The organism is Streptomyces sp. NBC_00247, from assembly GCF_036188265.1.
GTDB lineage: Bacteria > Actinomycetota > Actinomycetes > Streptomycetales > Streptomycetaceae > Streptomyces.
On record NZ_CP108093.1, the window covers coordinates 5,573,657 to 5,590,417 of the forward strand.

13 protein-coding genes and 1 pseudogene are annotated in these 16,761 nt (G+C 72.0%); 10 read left to right on the forward strand and 4 right to left on the reverse strand.

Annotated features, from left to right (window positions below; all coding sequences use genetic code 11):
- Positions 1 to 55: 55 nt before the first annotated feature.
- The gene (locus OHT52_RS24260; protein WP_328722283.1) at positions 56 to 868 is read right to left on the reverse strand and encodes a class I SAM-dependent methyltransferase; all 813 of its coding nucleotides are present in this window, start codon (positions 866 to 868) and stop codon (positions 56 to 58) included.
- A gap of 428 nt (positions 869 to 1,296) precedes the next feature.
- Between OHT52_RS24260 and rpsA the strand changes: the two genes are divergently transcribed.
- Positions 1,297 to 2,808 (forward strand): 30S ribosomal protein S1, encoded by a 1,512-nt coding sequence (gene rpsA, locus OHT52_RS24265; protein ID WP_328722284.1) that lies wholly within the window; start codon positions 1,297 to 1,299, stop codon positions 2,806 to 2,808.
- A 120-nt stretch (positions 2,809 to 2,928) separates the two neighbouring features.
- On the opposite strand, the gene OHT52_RS24270 is transcribed toward rpsA, so the two are convergent.
- Positions 2,929 to 3,891: a right-handed parallel beta-helix repeat-containing protein gene (locus tag OHT52_RS24270; protein WP_328722285.1), complete on the reverse strand. Its 963-nt coding sequence runs from the start codon at positions 3,889 to 3,891 to the stop codon at positions 2,929 to 2,931.
- 334 nt (positions 3,892 to 4,225) lie between these two features.
- Here OHT52_RS24270 and OHT52_RS24275 point away from each other — a divergent pair, with 334 nt between their 5' ends.
- The 4 genes from OHT52_RS24275 to OHT52_RS24290 all read left to right on the forward strand — a co-directional run bounded on the left by OHT52_RS24275 (position 4,226) and on the right by OHT52_RS24290 (position 7,924).
- Positions 4,226 to 5,749 (forward strand): flavin monoamine oxidase family protein, encoded by a 1,524-nt coding sequence (locus tag OHT52_RS24275; RefSeq protein WP_328723882.1) that lies wholly within the window; start codon positions 4,226 to 4,228, stop codon positions 5,747 to 5,749.
- 106 nt (positions 5,750 to 5,855) lie between these two features.
- Complete coding sequence (locus OHT52_RS24280) at positions 5,856 to 6,794, forward strand: PAC2 family protein (protein WP_328722286.1); 939 nt, start codon at positions 5,856 to 5,858, stop codon at positions 6,792 to 6,794.
- Between the two features lie 88 nt (positions 6,795 to 6,882).
- Positions 6,883 to 7,503, forward strand: coding sequence for a dephospho-CoA kinase (coaE, locus tag OHT52_RS24285; protein ID WP_328722287.1), 621 nt, complete (start codon positions 6,883 to 6,885; stop codon positions 7,501 to 7,503).
- A gap of 52 nt (positions 7,504 to 7,555) precedes the next feature.
- Positions 7,556 to 7,924 carry a tetratricopeptide repeat protein gene (locus OHT52_RS24290; RefSeq protein ID WP_327175157.1) on the forward strand — a complete coding sequence of 123 codons (369 nt, stop codon included), beginning with the start codon at positions 7,556 to 7,558 and terminating at the stop codon, positions 7,922 to 7,924.
- Positions 7,925 to 8,076: 152 nt separating this feature from the next.
- On the opposite strand, the gene OHT52_RS24295 is transcribed toward OHT52_RS24290, so the two are convergent.
- A complete protein-coding gene (locus OHT52_RS24295; protein WP_328722288.1) occupies positions 8,077 to 8,361 on the reverse strand; it encodes a DUF6343 family protein in 285 nt (94 codons plus the stop codon).
- 62 nt (positions 8,362 to 8,423) lie between these two features.
- On the opposite strand from OHT52_RS24295, the gene OHT52_RS24300 reads away from it, so the two are divergent.
- Complete coding sequence (locus OHT52_RS24300; RefSeq protein ID WP_443046657.1) at positions 8,424 to 9,527, forward strand: ADP-ribosylglycohydrolase family protein; 1,104 nt, start codon at positions 8,424 to 8,426, stop codon at positions 9,525 to 9,527.
- 90 nt (positions 9,528 to 9,617) lie between these two features.
- Here the strand turns inward: OHT52_RS24300 and OHT52_RS24305 are convergent, their stop codons facing one another.
- A complete protein-coding gene (locus tag OHT52_RS24305; RefSeq protein WP_328722290.1) occupies positions 9,618 to 9,980 on the reverse strand; it encodes a hypothetical protein in 363 nt (120 codons plus the stop codon).
- A 342-nt stretch (positions 9,981 to 10,322) separates the two neighbouring features.
- Here OHT52_RS24305 and OHT52_RS24310 point away from each other — a divergent pair, with 342 nt between their 5' ends.
- The 4 genes and pseudogenes from OHT52_RS24310 to OHT52_RS24325 all read left to right on the forward strand — a co-directional run.
- On the forward strand, positions 10,323 to 11,336 hold the full coding sequence (locus tag OHT52_RS24310) for a slipin family protein (RefSeq protein WP_328722291.1): 1,014 nt from the start codon (positions 10,323 to 10,325) through the stop codon (positions 11,334 to 11,336).
- Between the two features lie 342 nt (positions 11,337 to 11,678).
- Entirely contained in the window at positions 11,679 to 14,609 is a 2,931-nt protein-coding gene (locus OHT52_RS24315) for a DEAD/DEAH box helicase (protein ID WP_328722292.1), read from the forward strand.
- Positions 14,610 to 14,683: 74 nt separating this feature from the next.
- Positions 14,684 to 15,970: an SWIM zinc finger family protein gene (locus tag OHT52_RS24320; protein ID WP_328723883.1), complete on the forward strand. Its 1,287-nt coding sequence runs from the start codon at positions 14,684 to 14,686 to the stop codon at positions 15,968 to 15,970.
- An 85-nt stretch (positions 15,971 to 16,055) separates the two neighbouring features.
- A pseudogene (locus OHT52_RS24325) lies at positions 16,056 to 16,549 on the forward strand (DUF7873 family protein); the annotation flags it as partial.
- Between the last annotated feature and the right edge of the window lie 212 nt (positions 16,550 to 16,761).

Sequence of the window (16,761 nt, forward strand, 5' to 3'; positions counted from 1 at the left end):
GTCGGGGCAGTCGGTCGGTTCCGGCAGGTGTGCCGCGCCGGGGCAGCCGGCCGGTTCAGTCCCGTTCGCAGACGAAGATCGCCGTGCCCGGGATGAGGTTCCCACGCAGCGGCGACCAGCCGCCCCACTCCTGGTGGTTCCACTCCGGCCACTCCGGTTCCACCAGGTCGACCAAGCGGAAGCCTGACGCGACCACGTCGCGGACCCGGTCGCCCAGCGTCCGGTGGTGCTCCACGTAGACGGCCTCGCCCGATTCGTCCTGTTCCACGTAGGGGACACGGTCGAAGTAGGACGCGGCGACGGACAGGCCCTCCGGTCCCGGTTCGTCGGGGAAGGCCCAGCGGATCGGGTGGGTCACCGAGAAGACCCAGCGCCCGCCGGGCCGCAGCACCCGGCGGACCTCGCGGAAGACGCGTACCGGGTCGGCGACGAAGGGGACGGCGCCGTAGGCGGAGCAGGCGAGGTCGAAGGAGCCGTCCCGGAAGGGCAGCACCCCGGCGTCCGCCTCCACCAGCGGCACCTCGTCGCCGATCCGCAGGGCGTGCTGGAGTTGCCGGTGGGAGAGGTCCAGCGCCACCGGGCGGGCTCCCTGGGCGGCCAGCCAGCGGGAGCACTGCGCCGCTCCCGCGCCGATCTCCAGGACGTCGCGGCCCGCGAGGGCGGCGACGGGACCGAGCAGACCGGCTTCCGCCTCGTCGAGCCCTTCCGGCCCCCAGACGAACCGGTCGTCGCCGAGAAACGCCCCGTGGTCGCTCTGGTACTCGTCCGCGTTCCGGTCCCACCAGCCGCGACTGGCCCGGCTGCTCTCCGGGTCGCCCGCTTCGCGGCGGGTCGCTTCGGGTTCGGTTCCGTAGGTCTCTTGGCTCATCGTGTCCGTCGTTGTAGTTTGCCTTTACCCGCCGCGCGCGGCGGGGTGCGGGGAGTGTCCGCGCGGTGTCCGCTCGCGGCGCCGGCTTCCGGCGACGCGTGGGCGAGGAGTTCTCGGACCCGTACCGGCCCGGATACGGCCTCCACACGGTCGAGTTGTGCCGGATTTGGCCCGTTGCGCCCTGCGTGTGCGCCTTCGCGCATTGACCCTGTCCGGCTGCCCCCGTATGCTACAAGTTGCGCTGCGAGCCTGCGCGCCTCAGACCTAGCAGGCCGCGCTCGCGTCTGTTGCATGTCCCCTCGGTTGTCGAGGTGCCTCCCGGAGACGGGTCGGGCACTTTCCAGGCTGTCCGGCTTCTGCAGAGGCGATAAGGGCTCACGGCGTAGCAGTACCTACGACTCACTGTCCGTACCGGAGCCCTTTCCCACATGACGAGCAGCACCGAGACCACCGCCACCACTCCGCAGGTTGCGGTCAACGACATCGGCGACGCGGACGCGTTCCTCGCGGCGATCGACGAGACGATCAAGTACTTCAACGACGGCGACATCGTTGAAGGTGTCATCGTCAAGGTCGACCGCGACGAGGTTCTCCTCGACATCGGTTACAAGACCGAAGGTGTCATCCCGAGCCGCGAGCTCTCGATCAAGCACGACGTCGACCCGAACGAGGTCGTCAAGGTCGGCGACGAGATCGAGGCCCTGGTTCTCCAGAAGGAGGACAAGGAAGGCCGCCTGATCCTCTCGAAGAAGCGCGCGCAGTACGAGCGTGCTTGGGGCACCATCGAGAAGATCAAGGAAGAGGACGGCATCGTCACCGGTACCGTCATCGAGGTCGTCAAGGGTGGTCTCATCCTCGACATCGGCCTCCGTGGCTTCCTGCCGGCGTCGCTCGTCGAGATGCGTCGCGTCCGCGACCTCCAGCCCTACGTGGGCAAGGAGCTCGAGGCGAAGATCATCGAGCTGGACAAGAACCGCAACAACGTGGTCCTGTCCCGCCGCGCCTGGCTGGAGCAGACCCAGTCCGAGGTTCGCCAGACGTTCCTCACCACCCTGCAGAAGGGTCAGGTCCGCTCCGGCGTCGTCTCCTCGATCGTCAACTTCGGTGCCTTCGTGGACCTGGGTGGCGTCGACGGTCTCGTTCACGTCTCCGAGCTGTCCTGGAAGCACATCGACCACCCGTCCGAGGTTGTCGAGGTCGGCCAGGAAGTCACCGTCGAGGTCCTCGACGTCGACATGGACCGTGAGCGCGTCTCCCTGTCGCTGAAGGCGACGCAGGAAGACCCGTGGCAGCAGTTCGCCCGGACGCACCAGATCGGTCAGGTCGTCCCCGGTAAGGTCACCAAGCTCGTTCCGTTCGGTGCGTTCGTGCGCGTCGACGAGGGCATCGAGGGCCTGGTCCACATCTCCGAGCTGGCCGAGCGCCACGTGGAGATCCCGGAGCAGGTCGTCCAGGTCAACGACGAGATCTTCGTCAAGGTCATCGACATCGACCTGGAGCGTCGTCGGATCAGCCTCTCGCTGAAGCAGGCCAACGAGTCCTTCGGCAGCGACCCGGCCTCGGTCGAGTTCGACCCGACCCTGTACGGCATGGCCGCGTCCTACGACGACCAGGGCAACTACATCTACCCCGAGGGCTTCGACCCCGAGACCAACGACTGGCTCGAGGGCTTCGAGGCGCAGCGCGAGGTCTGGGAGACCCAGTACGCCGAGGCGCAGCAGCGCTTCGAGCAGCACCAGGCCCAGGTCATCAAGTCCCGCGAGGCCGACGAGGCCGCCGCTGCCGAGGGCGCTGCCGCCCCGGCCGGCGCCCCGGCTGCCTCCGGCGGCAGCGGTGGCGGCGGCTCGTACTCCTCGGAGTCGGCCGACAACTCCGGCGCCCTGGCGTCGGACGAGGCGCTCGCCGCACTGCGCGAGAAGCTGGCCGGTGGCCAGAGCTGAAGCTCTGACCCTGGCAGCCGCTGACGGACGGCGGTAGCAGTAGACGTAGGTACGGCATGAGGCCCGTCCCCTTCGGGGGGCGGGCCTCACGCGTGTCCCGGGGGGACCCGGCCGTACGACTCAGGGAGTGACGGCGATGTTCGTCAGGCCCAGACCGCCGGTCACGGTGTTGTCGGCGTACACGGTCGTGGTGCAGCCCGACGTGTTCGCGGTGACGTTGATCGCCAGCCGCAGGGCACCGGCGGCGCCGGTGAGATCCGAGTGGTTGTCCCGGAACACCGTGCCGCAGCCCCAGCCCGGCTGCTGGGTGTGTGTCTCGTAGCCGGTGTTGGTCGTGCGGGAGCCGGTGTTGCCCTGGACGAGGACGCCGTTGCCCTTCACGTCGACCCAGGAGTCGTCGTAGTTCGCCCCGGTGAGCCCGCTGCCGTCGAAGGTGTTGCCGATGATCCGGGCGCCGGTGGTGCCTTCCTTGATGTCGACGTTCTCGCCCCCGACACCGGGGCCGATGACGTTGTCGGTGATCAGGACCCGGTCGCTGTTGTCGGTGAGGTCGCCCGCGGTGCCGACGTAGACGCCTTCACCCATGCCGCGCCCGTCGTGGCCGGTGTCGTAGATCCGCGAGTTCCGGATGACCCCGTCCTTGCTGGACGTACGGAAGTGCACGCCCTCCATGTCGAGGTCGTGGACGGTCACCGCGTCGATGACCACGCCGTTCGCGGAGTCGGTCACGATGCCCTTCTGGCCGCCGGTGACGGTGACGCCCTCGACGGTCCAGTAGGAGGCACCGTTGAGGTGCAGCCCGTAGCCGCCGCTCGCGGTGAGGACCGCTCCGGCGGAGCCGGTCAGAGTGATACGGGCGTCGGCGGTGCCCGGGACGGTGACCTTGAAGTTGCCGGTGTACGTGCCGTCCGCGAGGTGGATCGTGTCGCCGGGGACGGCTGCCGCGAGCGCCGCCTTGAGCTGTTTCGCGGTGCTGACGTCGACAGTGGTGGCGGCCCCGGCCGGACCGGCCTGGACGAGGGTGAGGCCGCAGGTGACGAGGGCGGCGGCGAGCAGCGGTGCGAGGGGGATGCGGGTGCGCATGGAGGTGCCTTCCCGGAGAGTCCAGACTTCTCGTACGTGAATCGGGCGCAAGGAGCTGAACGTGCTGCCCCGAGACGTTAGGTGGGCCGACGGAGAGCGTCAAGGTCTGGACCATTGCCCGGATATCGATCCGCGTTCTCCCGCGAGAGAAACATGTGGGATACACGAGTAACTGACGGCCCGTAACACGCGCTTGCCAGTATCCCGGCATCACCAAGATCCACGGAGGAGTCGGGACATGACCTCTACATCCAGCGCGCCCAACGGTGCCGCATCCGGTTCGAGCCGCCGCAACTTCCTGCGCCAGGTCGGCCTCACCAGTGGCGCCGGAGCCATGTTCGCCACCATGGGAGCCCTCGGTCTGGCTCCCACCGCCCAGGCCGCGAGCCGCGAGCCCGTCTTCCGTGCCCCCAGCAAGGGCGACTTCAACCTGAAGGGCCGGGGAGCCGCGAAGGTCGTCATCGTCGGCGGCGGCATCGCCGGCCTCGCCTCCGCCTACGAGCTCGGCAAAGCGGGTTACGACGTGACGGTCCTGGAGGCCCGGGGCTTCACCGGCGGTCGCAACACGACGATCCGCGGCGGTGACACCACCACCGACCTGTACGGGAACAAGCAGACCGCGAAGTTCCACGACGGCCAGTACATGAACGCCGGTCCCGGCCGGATTCCCCAGTGGATGGTCACGCTCGACTACTGCCGCGAACTCGGCGTCCCCGTCGAGGTGTTCACCAATGTGAACGCCAACGCCTACATCTTCAACGAGCGCAACGGGATGAAGGCCCCGATGCGCTACCGCACCGCCAAGGCCGACATGTACGGCTACGTCTCCGAACTCCTCGCCAAGGCCACCGACATGGGCGCCCTGGACCGTCAGATCACCGCCGACGACCAGGAGAAGCTCCTGGAGTTCCTGAAGGACTTCGGCGACATCGGCGACACCCTCGAGTACACCGGCAGCCCGCGCCGCGGCTACCGCGTCGACCCCGCCGCCGTCGGCACCCCCGGTGAGCTGCTCGGGGACGTACCGACCGCCTCCGAGGTCTTCTCGACCAACGTGGGCCGGTACTTCTCCTTCGAGTTCGAGTACGACCAGGCCATGCTGATGTTCCAGCCCGTCGGCGGCATGGACCGCATACCGGCGGCCCTGACCAAGGCGATAGGCAGCCGCCGCATCCGTACCGGCGCCGCCGTCACCGACATCCACGACACCCCGCACGGCGTCACCGTCACCTACACCCAAGACGGCCGCACCCACACCGTCGACGCCGACTACTGCATCGCCGCGCTTCCCCCGAACATCCTGGCCAAGACCTCGCACAACCTCGGCTCCGCCGTGCAGACCGCGCTGGAGGGATGCAAGCCCTCCTCGGCCGGAAAGATCGGCCTGGAGTACAAGAACCGCTGGTGGGAGACCGACCACCGGATCTACGGCGGCATCACCGAGACCGACATGGACCTCTCCCACATCTGGTACCCGTCCTACGGCCACAACGGCGACCGCGGTCTGATCATCGGCTACTACAACACCGGCACCAACGCCGACTCCTACGCCGCGCTCGCGCCGAAGGACCGTGAGGCCCGCGCTCTCGCCCAGGGCGTCAAGATCCACGGCGAGAAGTACCGCACCGAACTCGCCTCGTCCTTCTCGCACCACTGGCGCCAGACCCCCCACCTGGAGGCCGCCTGGCACTCGCTCTCCGGAGGCCCCGAGTCCGCCGCCTTCGCCCCGCTCAACAAGGCCGCCGGCCGTGTCTACTTCGCGGGCGACTACCTGAGCAACACCGACGCCTGGCAGCACGGGGCGTTCACCTCGGCCCGCAAGGCCGTGACCGCCCTGCACAGCCGGGTGCTCGCGTGACATCCGCGCCCGCGCCCGCGTAAACACCCGATGACGGGGCACGGACGGGGAATGTCCGTGCCCCCCTGGGCGTTCTCCTTCAGGAATACGAGGAGGAGCGGTAACTGTGCCTGATCCGCAGAGTCTGTACGAATGGGAGCCGAAGGGGCTGGCCGTCGTCGACATGGCGCTCGCCCAGGAGTCGGCCGGCCTGGTCATGCTCTACCACTTCGACGGGTACATCGACGCCGGTGAGACCGGCGAGCAGGTTGTCGACGGACTGCTGGAGTCGCTGCCCCACCAGGTGGTGGCCCGCTTCGACCACGACCGCCTCGTGGACTACCGCGCCCGGCGCCCGCTGCTCACCTTCCGGCGCGACCAGTGGACGGCGTACGAGACCCCGACGCTGGACGTCCGTGTCGTCCAGGACGCCACCGGCGCACCCTTCCTCCTGCTCTCCGGTCCCGAACCGGACGTGGAGTGGGAGCGGTTCGCTGCCGCCGTCGAGCAGATCGTCGAACGCCTCGGCGTCCGGCTCTCGGTGACCGTCCACGGCATTCCCATGGGAGTGCCGCACACCCGCCCGGTCGGCCTCACGCCCCACGGCAACCGCGTCGACCTGATGCCGGGCCACAGCACCCCGTTCGACGAGGCGCAGGTTCCCGGCTCGGCGGCCGCGCTCGTCGAGTACCGTCTGGCCGAGGCCGGCCACGACGTGCTCGGCGTCGCCGCGCACGTCCCGCACTACGTCGCCCGGTCCGCCTACCCGGACGCGGCGCTCACCAGCCTCGAAGCCATCACCGCCGCCACCGGCCTGGTGCTGCCCACCGTCGCGCACTCCCTGCGCACCGCCGCGCACCGCACCCAGACCGAGATCGACCGGCAGATCGGTGAGGGGGACGAAGAGCTCGTCGCCCTCGTCGAGGGACTGGAGCACCAGTACGACGCGATCGCCGGCTCCGAGACCCGCGGCAACCTCGTCGCCGAACCGGTGGACCTGCCGTCGGCCGACGAGATCGGCCTCGAATTCGAGCGCTTCCTCGCCGAACGCGAGGGCGACGCCTGACGGCGGCTGTCCGGCACACCGCCCCGGTGCGCCGGACAGCCGCCACCGGGTGGGACGCGCTCCCGCCCCGCCCCGTAGGCTGCCGCCCATGCTGAAAGTGGGCCTGACCGGCGGCATCGGTGCCGGCAAGAGCGAAGTGTCCCGGCTGCTCGTCCAGTACGGAGCGGTGCTGATCGACGCCGACCGCCTGGCCCGCGAGGCCGTCGCCCCCGGAACACCGGGACTCGCCGCCGTCGTGCGGGAGTTCGGCACCGGCGTGCTCCACGAGGACGGCAGCCTGGACCGGCCCGCCCTCGGCGCGATCGTCTTCGGCGACAGCGACCGGCTCGCCGCCCTCAACGCCATCGTGCACCCGTTGGTCCGGGACCGGACCGCCGAACTGGAACGCGCCGCAGGACCCGGGTCGGTCGTCGTCAACGACGTCCCGCTGCTCACCGAGAACGGCCTCGCTCCGCTCTACGACGTCGTGGTCGTCGTCGACGCCACCCCCGCCACCCAGCTCGGCCGGCTCGTCCGGCTGCGCGGCATGACGGAGGCCGACGCCCGCGCACGGATGGCCGCCCAGGCCACCCGTGAGGAGCGGCTCGCGATCGCCGGTCTCGTCATCGACAACGACGGCCCCCTCGCGGACCTGGAACCGCAGGTGCGCAAGGTGTGGGACGAGCTCACGCGGCGGGCGGGCGCCGCCCCGGCGGGGTCGGCGGAATAGCGCGGCCCCGTCGCGCGTTGCAAACGGCCGAACGAAGGGAAGGATCCCGACCGTGCCCGAACGGAACCCGGAAACCCATGTGATCGACTTCCGCGCCGCCGAGCAACTGCTGGCCGCGCGTGACCCCCAGGGTGCGGTGAAGCTCCTCGACTCGGTGATCGCCGCCCACCCGGAGAACACCGCCGCGCGGCTGCTGCGCGCCAGGGCCTTCTTCGCGGCAGCCCAACTCCGCCCGGCGGAGCTGGAGTTCGAGCTGGTCCTGGAGCGTGAGCCGGACAACGCCTTCGCCCACTTCGCGCTGGCCCGCACCTTCCAGCGAGCCGGGCGACCCGAGCAGGCCACCCGCCACTTCCGGCTCGCCGCAGCCCTCGACCCGAACCCGGAATACCTGACCGCCGCGCGCTTCGACAGCCGCGACTGAAGCGTGTTGCGAACGTCTTGTCTGTCCGGCGACGCCTGGCACGCACGCTCGCCGCGTTGTCCAGATCGCCCCGATACATCCAGTATCGGGGAGTCCGCGCCGGGCCCCGGCGGCTCGCGGAGTTCCCGCCGGGCCCGCGTTGGTCGCGGCGTTCACGTCCACGGCCGGTGCGTCCGCCCGTCGCCGTGGTCGGGTTCGTGCGGAGGGACGTCCCTGCCCGGCTGGAAGCGGGAGCCCTGACGCATCCGGTGGACGATCACCGCCAAGTCCGCCGCGGTCACCGCCAGCAGCACACCGCAGGCCACCGCCCAGCCGGGACGATCGGCGAGGGAGAACGCGACCACCCCGAGCAGGGTCCAGGCGACGCCCCATAGACTCAGCCAGAGCCGCATGCGCAGCGGACTGCGCGCGGTCACGGGTTCACTGCCGGTACGCATGTCTCATCACCTCATGTCCAGCATGGACCCGTGCCGTCGGCAGTGCGGAGCACCGGAGGGGGATGTTCGTGACGGATATCGGCAGTGCGGTCCGCAGGGCGCGGGTGCGGGGCTGTCTGCTGGGCGGCGCGATCGGCGACGCGCTGGGAAACCCGGTGGAGTTCCTCTCGCTGGCCGGTATCGAACGGGCCCACGGACCGCTCGGTGTCCGCGGCCTCGTGCCGGACTCCGAGGGAGTCCTCGGGCGCATCACGGACGACACCCAGATGACCCTCTTCACGGTGGAGGGGCTGATCCGCGCGGAGGCCGGGGCAGGCCGTGCCGGGCGTGTGGGCGCGGTGCGCGCGGCCTACCGGCGCTGGCTCGACACCCAGAACCACCCGACGCCGCCCGCCCGCGGCGGTGACGACACGGTGCGCACCGGATGGCTGCGCCGACAGCAGCTGCTCTACGCGCGCCGGGCCCCCGGAAACGCCTGCCTGACCGGTCTCGCCGCCGGGCACGTCCCGAGCGAGAGGGACGCCCCCGGGGCACCCGGGCCGGTGAACCCCGGCTCCAAGGGCTGCGGCACCGTGATGAGGTCCGCCCCCTTCGGGCTGACCGGGGAGTCCCCGGCCGACGCCTTCGCGCTGGCCGCCCACTGCGCGAAGATCACCCACGGCCATCCGACCGGAGCGCTCGCGGCGGGGGCGTTCGCCGCGATCGTCGCGTACCTCCTGGCCGGCGAGTCGATGCCGGGCGCGGTGCTGCGGGCGATGGAGCTGACCGCGCGCCACCCGGGCCACGAGGAGACCACGGCGGCCTTGCGGGCAGCCGTCGACCGAGCGGCCGAAGGAGCCCCGGCCGCCGAGGGCGTCGAGTCGCTCGGTGCGGGATGGGTCGCCGAGGAGGCGCTCGCCATCGCCGTGTACTGCGCGCTGGCACTGCCGGGTCCCGAAGACGTCGCGGCGGCGCTGCTGCTTTCGGTCAACCACTCGGGGGACAGCGATTCCACCGGGGCCGTCTGCGGCAACCTGCTCGGCGCGCTGCACGGGGACGCCGCGCTGCCCGTCGACTGGGTGGTGCGCACCGAGGGCCTGACCTTGATCGGCCGGATCGCCGACGACCTCTCCCGCCAGTTCCCGGGGCCGGTCGACTGGCCGGCGGACCGCTACCCCGCGAACTGAGCCGTCGGCCGGCCGCTCCCGTGCCGGGGATCCGCCGTTCGCCCGGCAGGGGACCCGGCCCGGGGCGAGGCGGCGGAATTCGTGCGCCGGTCAGTGCACGAGGGTGTAGCTGCGCCAGACGGGTGTGCTCGCCGCGTCCTCGTCGGCGAGTCGGGTGGACAGATAGGTACTGCCTTCGCCGGTGCAGTCGCGGGATCGGTAGAGGACCATGTCGATGAGGGTGTTGTTGTCGACCGCCTTCGCGCCCCCGGGCAGCGGGTGGCAGCCCCGCACCAGCGGACTGTTCTCCATGACCTCGACGTCGCGCTCGGTGGTGTAGATGACCGGCCCGACCGCGGTGCGGCCGAGACCCGAGCAGCCCGAGGCGCCCAGCGCGGTGAGAGCCAGCAGGACGGCCCCCGCGGCGACGCGGGGACGGCGGAGGCGGCGGTGGAACGTCGCTGTCACGGACATGGGCGGGTCCTCGTCTGCTCGTCCGGATCGTCAGGATGCTGCTGCGGTGCTGCGGTGCTGCGGTGCTGCGGTGCTGCGGTGCTGCGGTGCTGCGGTGCTGCGGTGCTGCGGTGCTGCGGGGCCCGTGTGGCGGTGCCGGGCCCGGGGGGCCGGTACGGAGGTTTCGTACGGGCGCATGCCACGCTGCCCGCTCCGGCTCGGCCCGGCACCCGGGGAGGGCCGACCGGGCGACATCCGGGAGAACCCGAGGTTCCCTTGGGGTGCGAAAAGGGCATAACGTGTTAATAGGCAACGGCTCCGTCCCGGTGCCGTTGTGTGCCGTGCCAGTGGCAGGGGGCCGTCATGGTCCAAGTGCTAGTGATCGCGATCGTCGCGGTGCTCGCCGTCTGCGGTCTGTTCGCAGTCTCGGGGGTCCGCGTCGTCAGGCAGTACGAGCGAGGGGTGGTGCTCCGGCTCGGCCGGCTGCGCGACGAGATCAGAGGGCCCGGGCTCACGATGATCGTCCCCGGTGTGGACCGGCTCCGTAAGGTCAACATGCAGATCGTCACGATGCCGGTGCCGGCCCAGGACGGGATCACCCGGGACAACGTGACCGTCCGGGTCGACGCGGTCATCTACTTCAAGGTGATCGACGCGGCGAGCGCGGTCATCCAGGTCGAGGACTACCGCTTCGCGGTGTCGCAGATGGCGCAGACCTCGCTCCGTTCGATCATCGGCAAGAGCGATCTGGACGATCTGCTGTCCAACCGGGAGAAGCTCAACGAGGGTCTTGAGCTGATGATCGACAGTCCGGCCGTGGGCTGGGGCGTCCAGATCGACCGGGTGGAGATCAAGGACGTCTCCCTGCCGGAGACGATGAAGCGCTCCATGGCCCGGCAGGCGGAGGCCGACCGTGAGCGCCGCGCCCGTGTCATCAACGCCGACGCCGAACTCCAGGCGTCCAAGAAGCTGGCGGAGGCCGCGGGGGAGATGTCCAAACAGCCCGCCGCCCTCCAGCTGAGGCTGTTGCAGACGGTGGTCGCGGTCGCGGCGGAGAAGAACTCCACACTCGTGCTCCCCTTCCCCGTGGAGCTGCTCAGGTTCCTCGAACGGGCTCAGCAACCGCAGGCGGGCGACGGGCAGCAGCGTCCGGTCACCTCCGGTGCACCGACTGCGGTGACCGGCGGGTCCGCGCCGGCCGACGCGCCGAACGGACGGCAGCCCGCGACGGCACGCGGTTTTGGCGCGGGCACCCCGCAGGATCCGGCCGCCCGGCCGCGTCCGGCGCCGCCCGCCAGGTCCGCCGCCCGCCCGCGCCCGGCGCCGCCGGCCGACGCCGGCGCCCAGCCCCGGTCGGACCGGCTCACCCGGCACTGAGGCCGTCACCTGGAGCCGGCGCGGCTCCCGGAGCCGGCAGGAGCGAAACCGTCCGGAGCCGGGGCAGTCCGGAGCCCGGTACGCCGAGTCCGGACGGAGCCCGATTCCGCCGTCGGAACCCCTTGCGGCCGAGGCCGCCCGGAACTCCAGGTCCGGGCGGCCCCATTCTGAGGTACGGCCCCTCCATGAGGCCCGGAACCAGCGATGACCTGGTCCGATGCGGCGGCGTCCGGCTCTGTCAGACCGCCCGCCTAGACTCGTCGGAGCCGGGACGGACCCCGGCGGGGACATCGGGACGAGGCGCGGGCGCGCCCGGGACGAGAGCGGGAGGGGGTGGGCGGTATGGCGGTGCGGGACCTGTCCGGCACGGAGACGGACCGTCTGCTGCGGCGTGCGGCCGTCTTCCTGCCCGCCGCCCTTCCGAGGGACGGGCGGATCGCTTTCTGGGACCCCGAGAACACCGGCTGGGACCCGGCGGACCACCTGAGCGGCACGGAGGGAGCGGAGAGCGGCGAGCCTTCCGGCGGTGACGGTCCGGCCGTAGGAGAGATCACCGTCGTCCGCGGCCATGGCGCACAAGGGGTCCGGCGCCGCCAGGTGCCCGCCCTGCTGGTGCCGGTCGTGAACGCCGTGCCGCTGCTCGCCGGGGCCAGGCACCTGCCCTCCGCGCACCCGTCCACCCGCTGCTGGGGAGCGGCGGCCCTGCACGCGCTGAACCTCGTGGCGCGCGGGCGGATGCTGCCCGGACTCACCCCCGAGGACCACGACGCCTGGCGCGCAGGCCCCCGCGACGCCACGGACGTGGCCCATCTGCGGGCCGTAGCCGCGGCCCTGCCGCCCGAGGGGTACGCCGTACCGCTGCCCGACACGGCCCCGCTGCGCCTCGCCGACCCGGAGTTCCTCGTCGGCGCGTTCCTCGACGCGGTCGCCGACACCCTGCCCAGGACCCCCGCAGCGGCGTTCGCCTCCGGGGCGCCGTTCGCGGCCCGGGAGGCACAGCATCTTCCCGGCGTCGCCGCCTGGGCCGTGGAGGTCGCCGCGGGACTGGACGCCGGCGTGCAGGTCTCGCTCCGGCTCGACCTGTCCGCCTTTGAGCTCTTCGACAGCGCGGACAGCCGCGCCTGCGAAGACATCTCCGGCGGCCCCGACGACTCCGCCGTCCGGCACGCCGCGGCGGCCGTCGTCCAGGTGCACAGCCTCGCGGACCCCACCCGGGTCACCGACGCGGCAGCCCTCTGGGACGGCCTCGCGGGCGAGCCGTTCGGGCCGCGCGCCCGGGTCGACACCGTGCTCGCGCTTCGCCGGGCGGCCCGGGCCTGGGCGCCGCTGGAACGCCTGCTCGACCAGCCCGTTCCCGACGTGCTCGCCCTCACCGAGGACGAGCTGTACGAGCTGCTCGGCGCGGCCGGGGCCCGCCTCGCGGATCTCGGCGTCAGCCTCCACTGGCCGCGCGAACTCGCCCGCTCGCTCACCGCGTCCGCCGTCGTCCGCCCCGCCCCGGGCTCGGCCACCGACGGCACCTCCTTCTTCGACGCGGAGCGCCTCTTCGCCTTCGACTGGCAGCTCTCCCTCGGCGACGAGCCGCTGACCGAGGCCGAGATGGACCGCCTCGCGGAATCGCACCGGCCGGTGGTGCGGCTGCGCGATCAGTGGGTGGTCGTCGACCCCGGCCTCGTCCGCAAGGCGCGCAAACGGGAGCTGGGCCTCCTCGAACCCGTCGAAGCCCTCGCCGTCGCCCTCACCGGCAGCGCCGAGCTCGACGGCGAGCAGGTGGCGGCCGTACCGACCGGTGCCCTCGCGGCCCTGCGCGCCCGCATCCTCGACGAGGACACCGTCCTCGCCCCGCCACCCGGTCTGCGGGCCACGCTCCGCGACTACCAGCTGCGCGGACTGACCTGGCTCGACCGGATGACCTCACTCGGGCTCGGCGGCTGCCTCGCCGACGACATGGGCCTCGGCAAGACGATCACCCTGATCGCACTCCACCTCCACCGCGCCCACCCGGCACCGACCCTGGTGGTCTGCCCCGCCTCCCTGCTCGGCAACTGGCACCGGGAGATCAACCGCTTCGCCCCCGGGGTGCCCGTCCGTCGCTTCCACGGCACGGACCGCACCCTGCCCGGCGAGGAGGCCGGATTCGTCCTGACCACCTACGGCACGATGCGCTCCGGCGCCGAGCAGCTCGCCGGACACGGCTGGGGCCTGGTCGTCGCCGACGAGGCGCAGCACGTCAAGAACCCGCACTCCTCGACGGCCAAGGCGCTGCGGACGATCCCCGCCCCCGCCCGTGTCGCGTTGACCGGCACCCCGGTGGAGAACAACCTCTCCGAGCTGTGGGCGCTCCTCGACTGGACCACCCCGGGGCTGCTCGGCCCCCTCAAGGCATTCCGTTCCCGGCACGCGCGGGCCGCCGAGAACACCGGTACGGCAGCCGGTCTGGGCAACGACGAGGCCGTCGAACGCCTCGCCCGGCTGGTCCGCCCCTTCTTGCTGCGCCGCAAGAAGTCCGACCCCGGCATCGCCCCCGAACTCCCGCCCAAGACGGAGACCGACCACCCCGTCTCCCTCACCCGGGAGCAGGCCACGCTCTATGAGGCGGCGGTCCGCGAGACGATGGCGCGGATCGAGGCCTCGGAGGGGATCGCCCGGCGCGGCCTGATCATGAAGCTGCTCGGCTCGCTCAAGCAGATCTGCAACCACCCGGCCCAGTACCTGAAGGAAGCCGCCCCGCGCTTGGACGGCCGCTCCGGCAAGCTCGCCCTCCTCGACGAACTGCTCGACACCATCCTGTCCGAGGACGGGTCCGTGCTGATCTTCACCCAGTACGTCTCGATGGCCCGGCTGCTCTCCGACCACCTCGCCGCCCGCGCCGTTCCCTCGCAACTGCTGCACGGCGGCACCCCGGTGGCCGAGCGCGAACGCATGGTGGACCGTTTCCAGCAGGGCGAGGTCCCCGTCTTCCTGCTCTCCCTCAAGGCCGCCGGCACCGGGCTCAACCTCACCCGCGCCGCCCATGTCGTGCACTACGACCGCTGGTGGAACCCGGCGGTCGAGGAACAGGCCACCGACCGCGCGTACCGCATCGGGCAGACGCAGCCCGTGCAGGTGCACCGCCTGATCGCCGAGGGCACCGTCGAGGACCGCATCGGTGAACTGCTGGAGTCCAAGCGCGCTCTGGCCGACGCGGTGCTGGGCGACAGCGGCGAGAGCGCGCTGACCGAACTCAGCGACCGCGACCTCGCCGACCTCGTCGCGCTCCGGAGGCCCGCGTGAGCCCCGGCCCCGGCGCCCGTAACCCCGGCGCCCGCACGGCCGAGGGCCGCGGCGGCCTCGGCACCCGTACGCCCGTGGCCCGGGCCGGGAGCCGGGCGCCCGCAGCCCGGCCGGGCCCGGACGGCCTGCGCCGCACCTTCGAGGCGGTCCCCGCCCGTAGGTCCGCCGAAGGCGAGCCCTTCGCGGACAGCTGGTGGGGCCGCGCCTGGGTGGCCGCGCTGGAAGGGCTCGCGCTGGACGAGGGGCGCCTCGCCCGCGGCCGCGCGTACGCCGACACGGGCCACGTCGCCGCGATCACCGTCACCCCGGGGCGGGTCGTCGCGTACGTGCACGGCAGCAGGCCCCGCCCTTACCGCGCCGAGATCCGCCTCCGCGTCTTCACCGAGAGCGGCTGGGACACCCTGCTGGACGCGGTGGCCGCCCGCCCCGGACACTTCTCCGCGCTGCTGGCCAGGACCATGCCGCACGCCCTGGTCGACACCGCCGAAGGCGCCGGGGTCAGGCTGCTGCCGGCCGTCGACGACCTCGACCCGACCTGCTCGTGCCCCGACCGCGCGCTGCCCTGCAAACACGTCGCGGCGCTCTGCTACCAGACTGCCCGGCTGCTGGACACCGATCCCTTCGTCCTGCTGCTCCTGCGCGGACGCGGTGAACGCGAACTCCTGGACGAGCTCGCCCGGCGCAACGCCGAGCACGCCGCCCGTGAGCGCCCCGAGGCTCCCGAAGCCCCCTCCGTGCCGGCCCGGGAGGCGCTCGCCGAGCGCTACCTGCCGCCGCTGCCGCCCCCGCTGCCCGTGCCCGCTCTCCCCGGCAGGCCGCCCGCCTACCCCGAACTTCCCGGTGCCCGCGATCCGTTGGCCCTGGACCAGCTGGCCTCCGACGCGGCGGCCCGCGCCCACGCGATCCTCACCACCGGCCGCGACCCGCTCGCCGGACTGAGTGCCTGGCAGGACGCCGTGCGGCTGGCCGCCGCCGGCCCCACCGCCGGGCTCACCGCCACCAGCCGGGCCCTCTACCGCGAACTGGCGTACGCCACCGGCCGCAACACCACCGACCTCGCCCGCGCCGTGGCCGCTTGGCGGCAGGGCGGTGCGGAGGGGCTCGCCGTGCTGGAAATCCCCTGGGACCCTCCGGCGGGACCGTTCGACCGGGCCCGCCCGGGCCTGGCGGCCGCCGACTTCCCCCGCTTCCAGCCCTGGCGCAACCACCTCACCCACCCCGGCGGCACGCTCCAGCTCCGCTTCGGCCGGGACAACCTCTGGTACGGCTACGAGGCCGACTCCGGCAGTGAGGACTGGTGGCCCCGCGGCATGCCGGGCACGGACCCGGTGGGCGTCCTGCTGGCACTGCTCGGCCGCTGACCGGGCCCCCACGGGACGGCACGTGGCGGACAGCGGACGGAAAACCCTTGGAGGCACGCCTGTCGCCGGTGCTCACTTCCGGGGCGTGGCGAAACTCAATCAGATCATCGCAGTCGAGAAGGGCGTCAAGTCCAAGGCCCACCAGGCCTGACGGCGGCTCATCACGGGCTCCAGAAGCCCGGGTTGCCGGCCGGTCTCTCCCGTACGTACCAGCCGAAGGACGAGGAGGGCGAGCGGCTGCCGCCCGAGTCGACGCTGGTGCAGGTCAAGGCCGAGGCCGTGCTGCGGGACACCGCCGCGGCGTGGGCGCAGGACCCGTCGACCGACGCGTGGAAGACCGAGCCGGTACGCACCCTCCGTACGAAGAAGGTGCCCCGCAACCACGTGGGGGCGGAGGCCACCGAGAAGCACCCGGCGCAGGTCGAGGTGTACTACGAGGACGTGCCGATCGGTTACTGGACGACGGTCAAGCTCTCCGGCGCCCTCCCCGCCCGCCGGGTGCGGGAGCTGACGGAGCGGGTGGAGAAGCTCCAGCAGGCCGTGAAGTGCGCCCGTGAGGAGGCCGACGCGGCCGAGGTCCCCGGATCGACCGGGCCAGGGCCCAGCGACGTCGAAATGCCAGTTCGAATCTGGCCCGCAGAGCTCGATCTGCGGTGGTCCAAAGGCAGGACGCGACGACATCACGACTGACCCTGGTCCTTAAACGTGCCGGCGTGCGACGAAGGCGGCACCCACAGGGCCCGGAGGCGGGCCCGCTCGCGCTCTCCTGGAGCGCGGCCGCCGGAGCGCCA

What these genes read in the sequence shown, in the direction of transcription:
- OHT52_RS24260 (WP_328722283.1), bottom strand. Translation starts at nt 868, where the DNA reads ATGAGCCAAGAGACCTACGGAACCGAACCCGAAGCGACCCGCCGCGAA.
- rpsA (WP_328722284.1), top strand. Translation starts at nt 1,297, where the DNA reads ATGACGAGCAGCACCGAGACCACCGCCACCACTCCGCAGGTTGCGGTC.
- OHT52_RS24270 (WP_328722285.1), bottom strand. Translation starts at nt 3,891, where the DNA reads ATGCGCACCCGCATCCCCCTCGCACCGCTGCTCGCCGCCGCCCTCGTC.
- OHT52_RS24275 (WP_328723882.1), top strand. Translation starts at nt 4,226, where the DNA reads ATGTTCGCCACCATGGGAGCCCTCGGTCTGGCTCCCACCGCCCAGGCC.
- coaE (WP_328722287.1), top strand. Translation starts at nt 6,883, where the DNA reads ATGCTGAAAGTGGGCCTGACCGGCGGCATCGGTGCCGGCAAGAGCGAA.
- OHT52_RS24295 (WP_328722288.1), bottom strand. Translation starts at nt 8,361, where the DNA reads ATGCGTACCGGCAGTGAACCCGTGACCGCGCGCAGTCCGCTGCGCATG.
- OHT52_RS24300 (WP_443046657.1), top strand. Translation starts at nt 8,424, where the DNA reads ATGTTCGTGACGGATATCGGCAGTGCGGTCCGCAGGGCGCGGGTGCGG.
- OHT52_RS24305 (WP_328722290.1), bottom strand. Translation starts at nt 9,980, where the DNA reads ATGTCCGTGACAGCGACGTTCCACCGCCGCCTCCGCCGTCCCCGCGTC.
- OHT52_RS24310 (WP_328722291.1), top strand. Translation starts at nt 10,323, where the DNA reads ATGGTCCAAGTGCTAGTGATCGCGATCGTCGCGGTGCTCGCCGTCTGC.
- OHT52_RS24315 (WP_328722292.1), top strand. Translation starts at nt 11,679, where the DNA reads ATGGCGGTGCGGGACCTGTCCGGCACGGAGACGGACCGTCTGCTGCGG.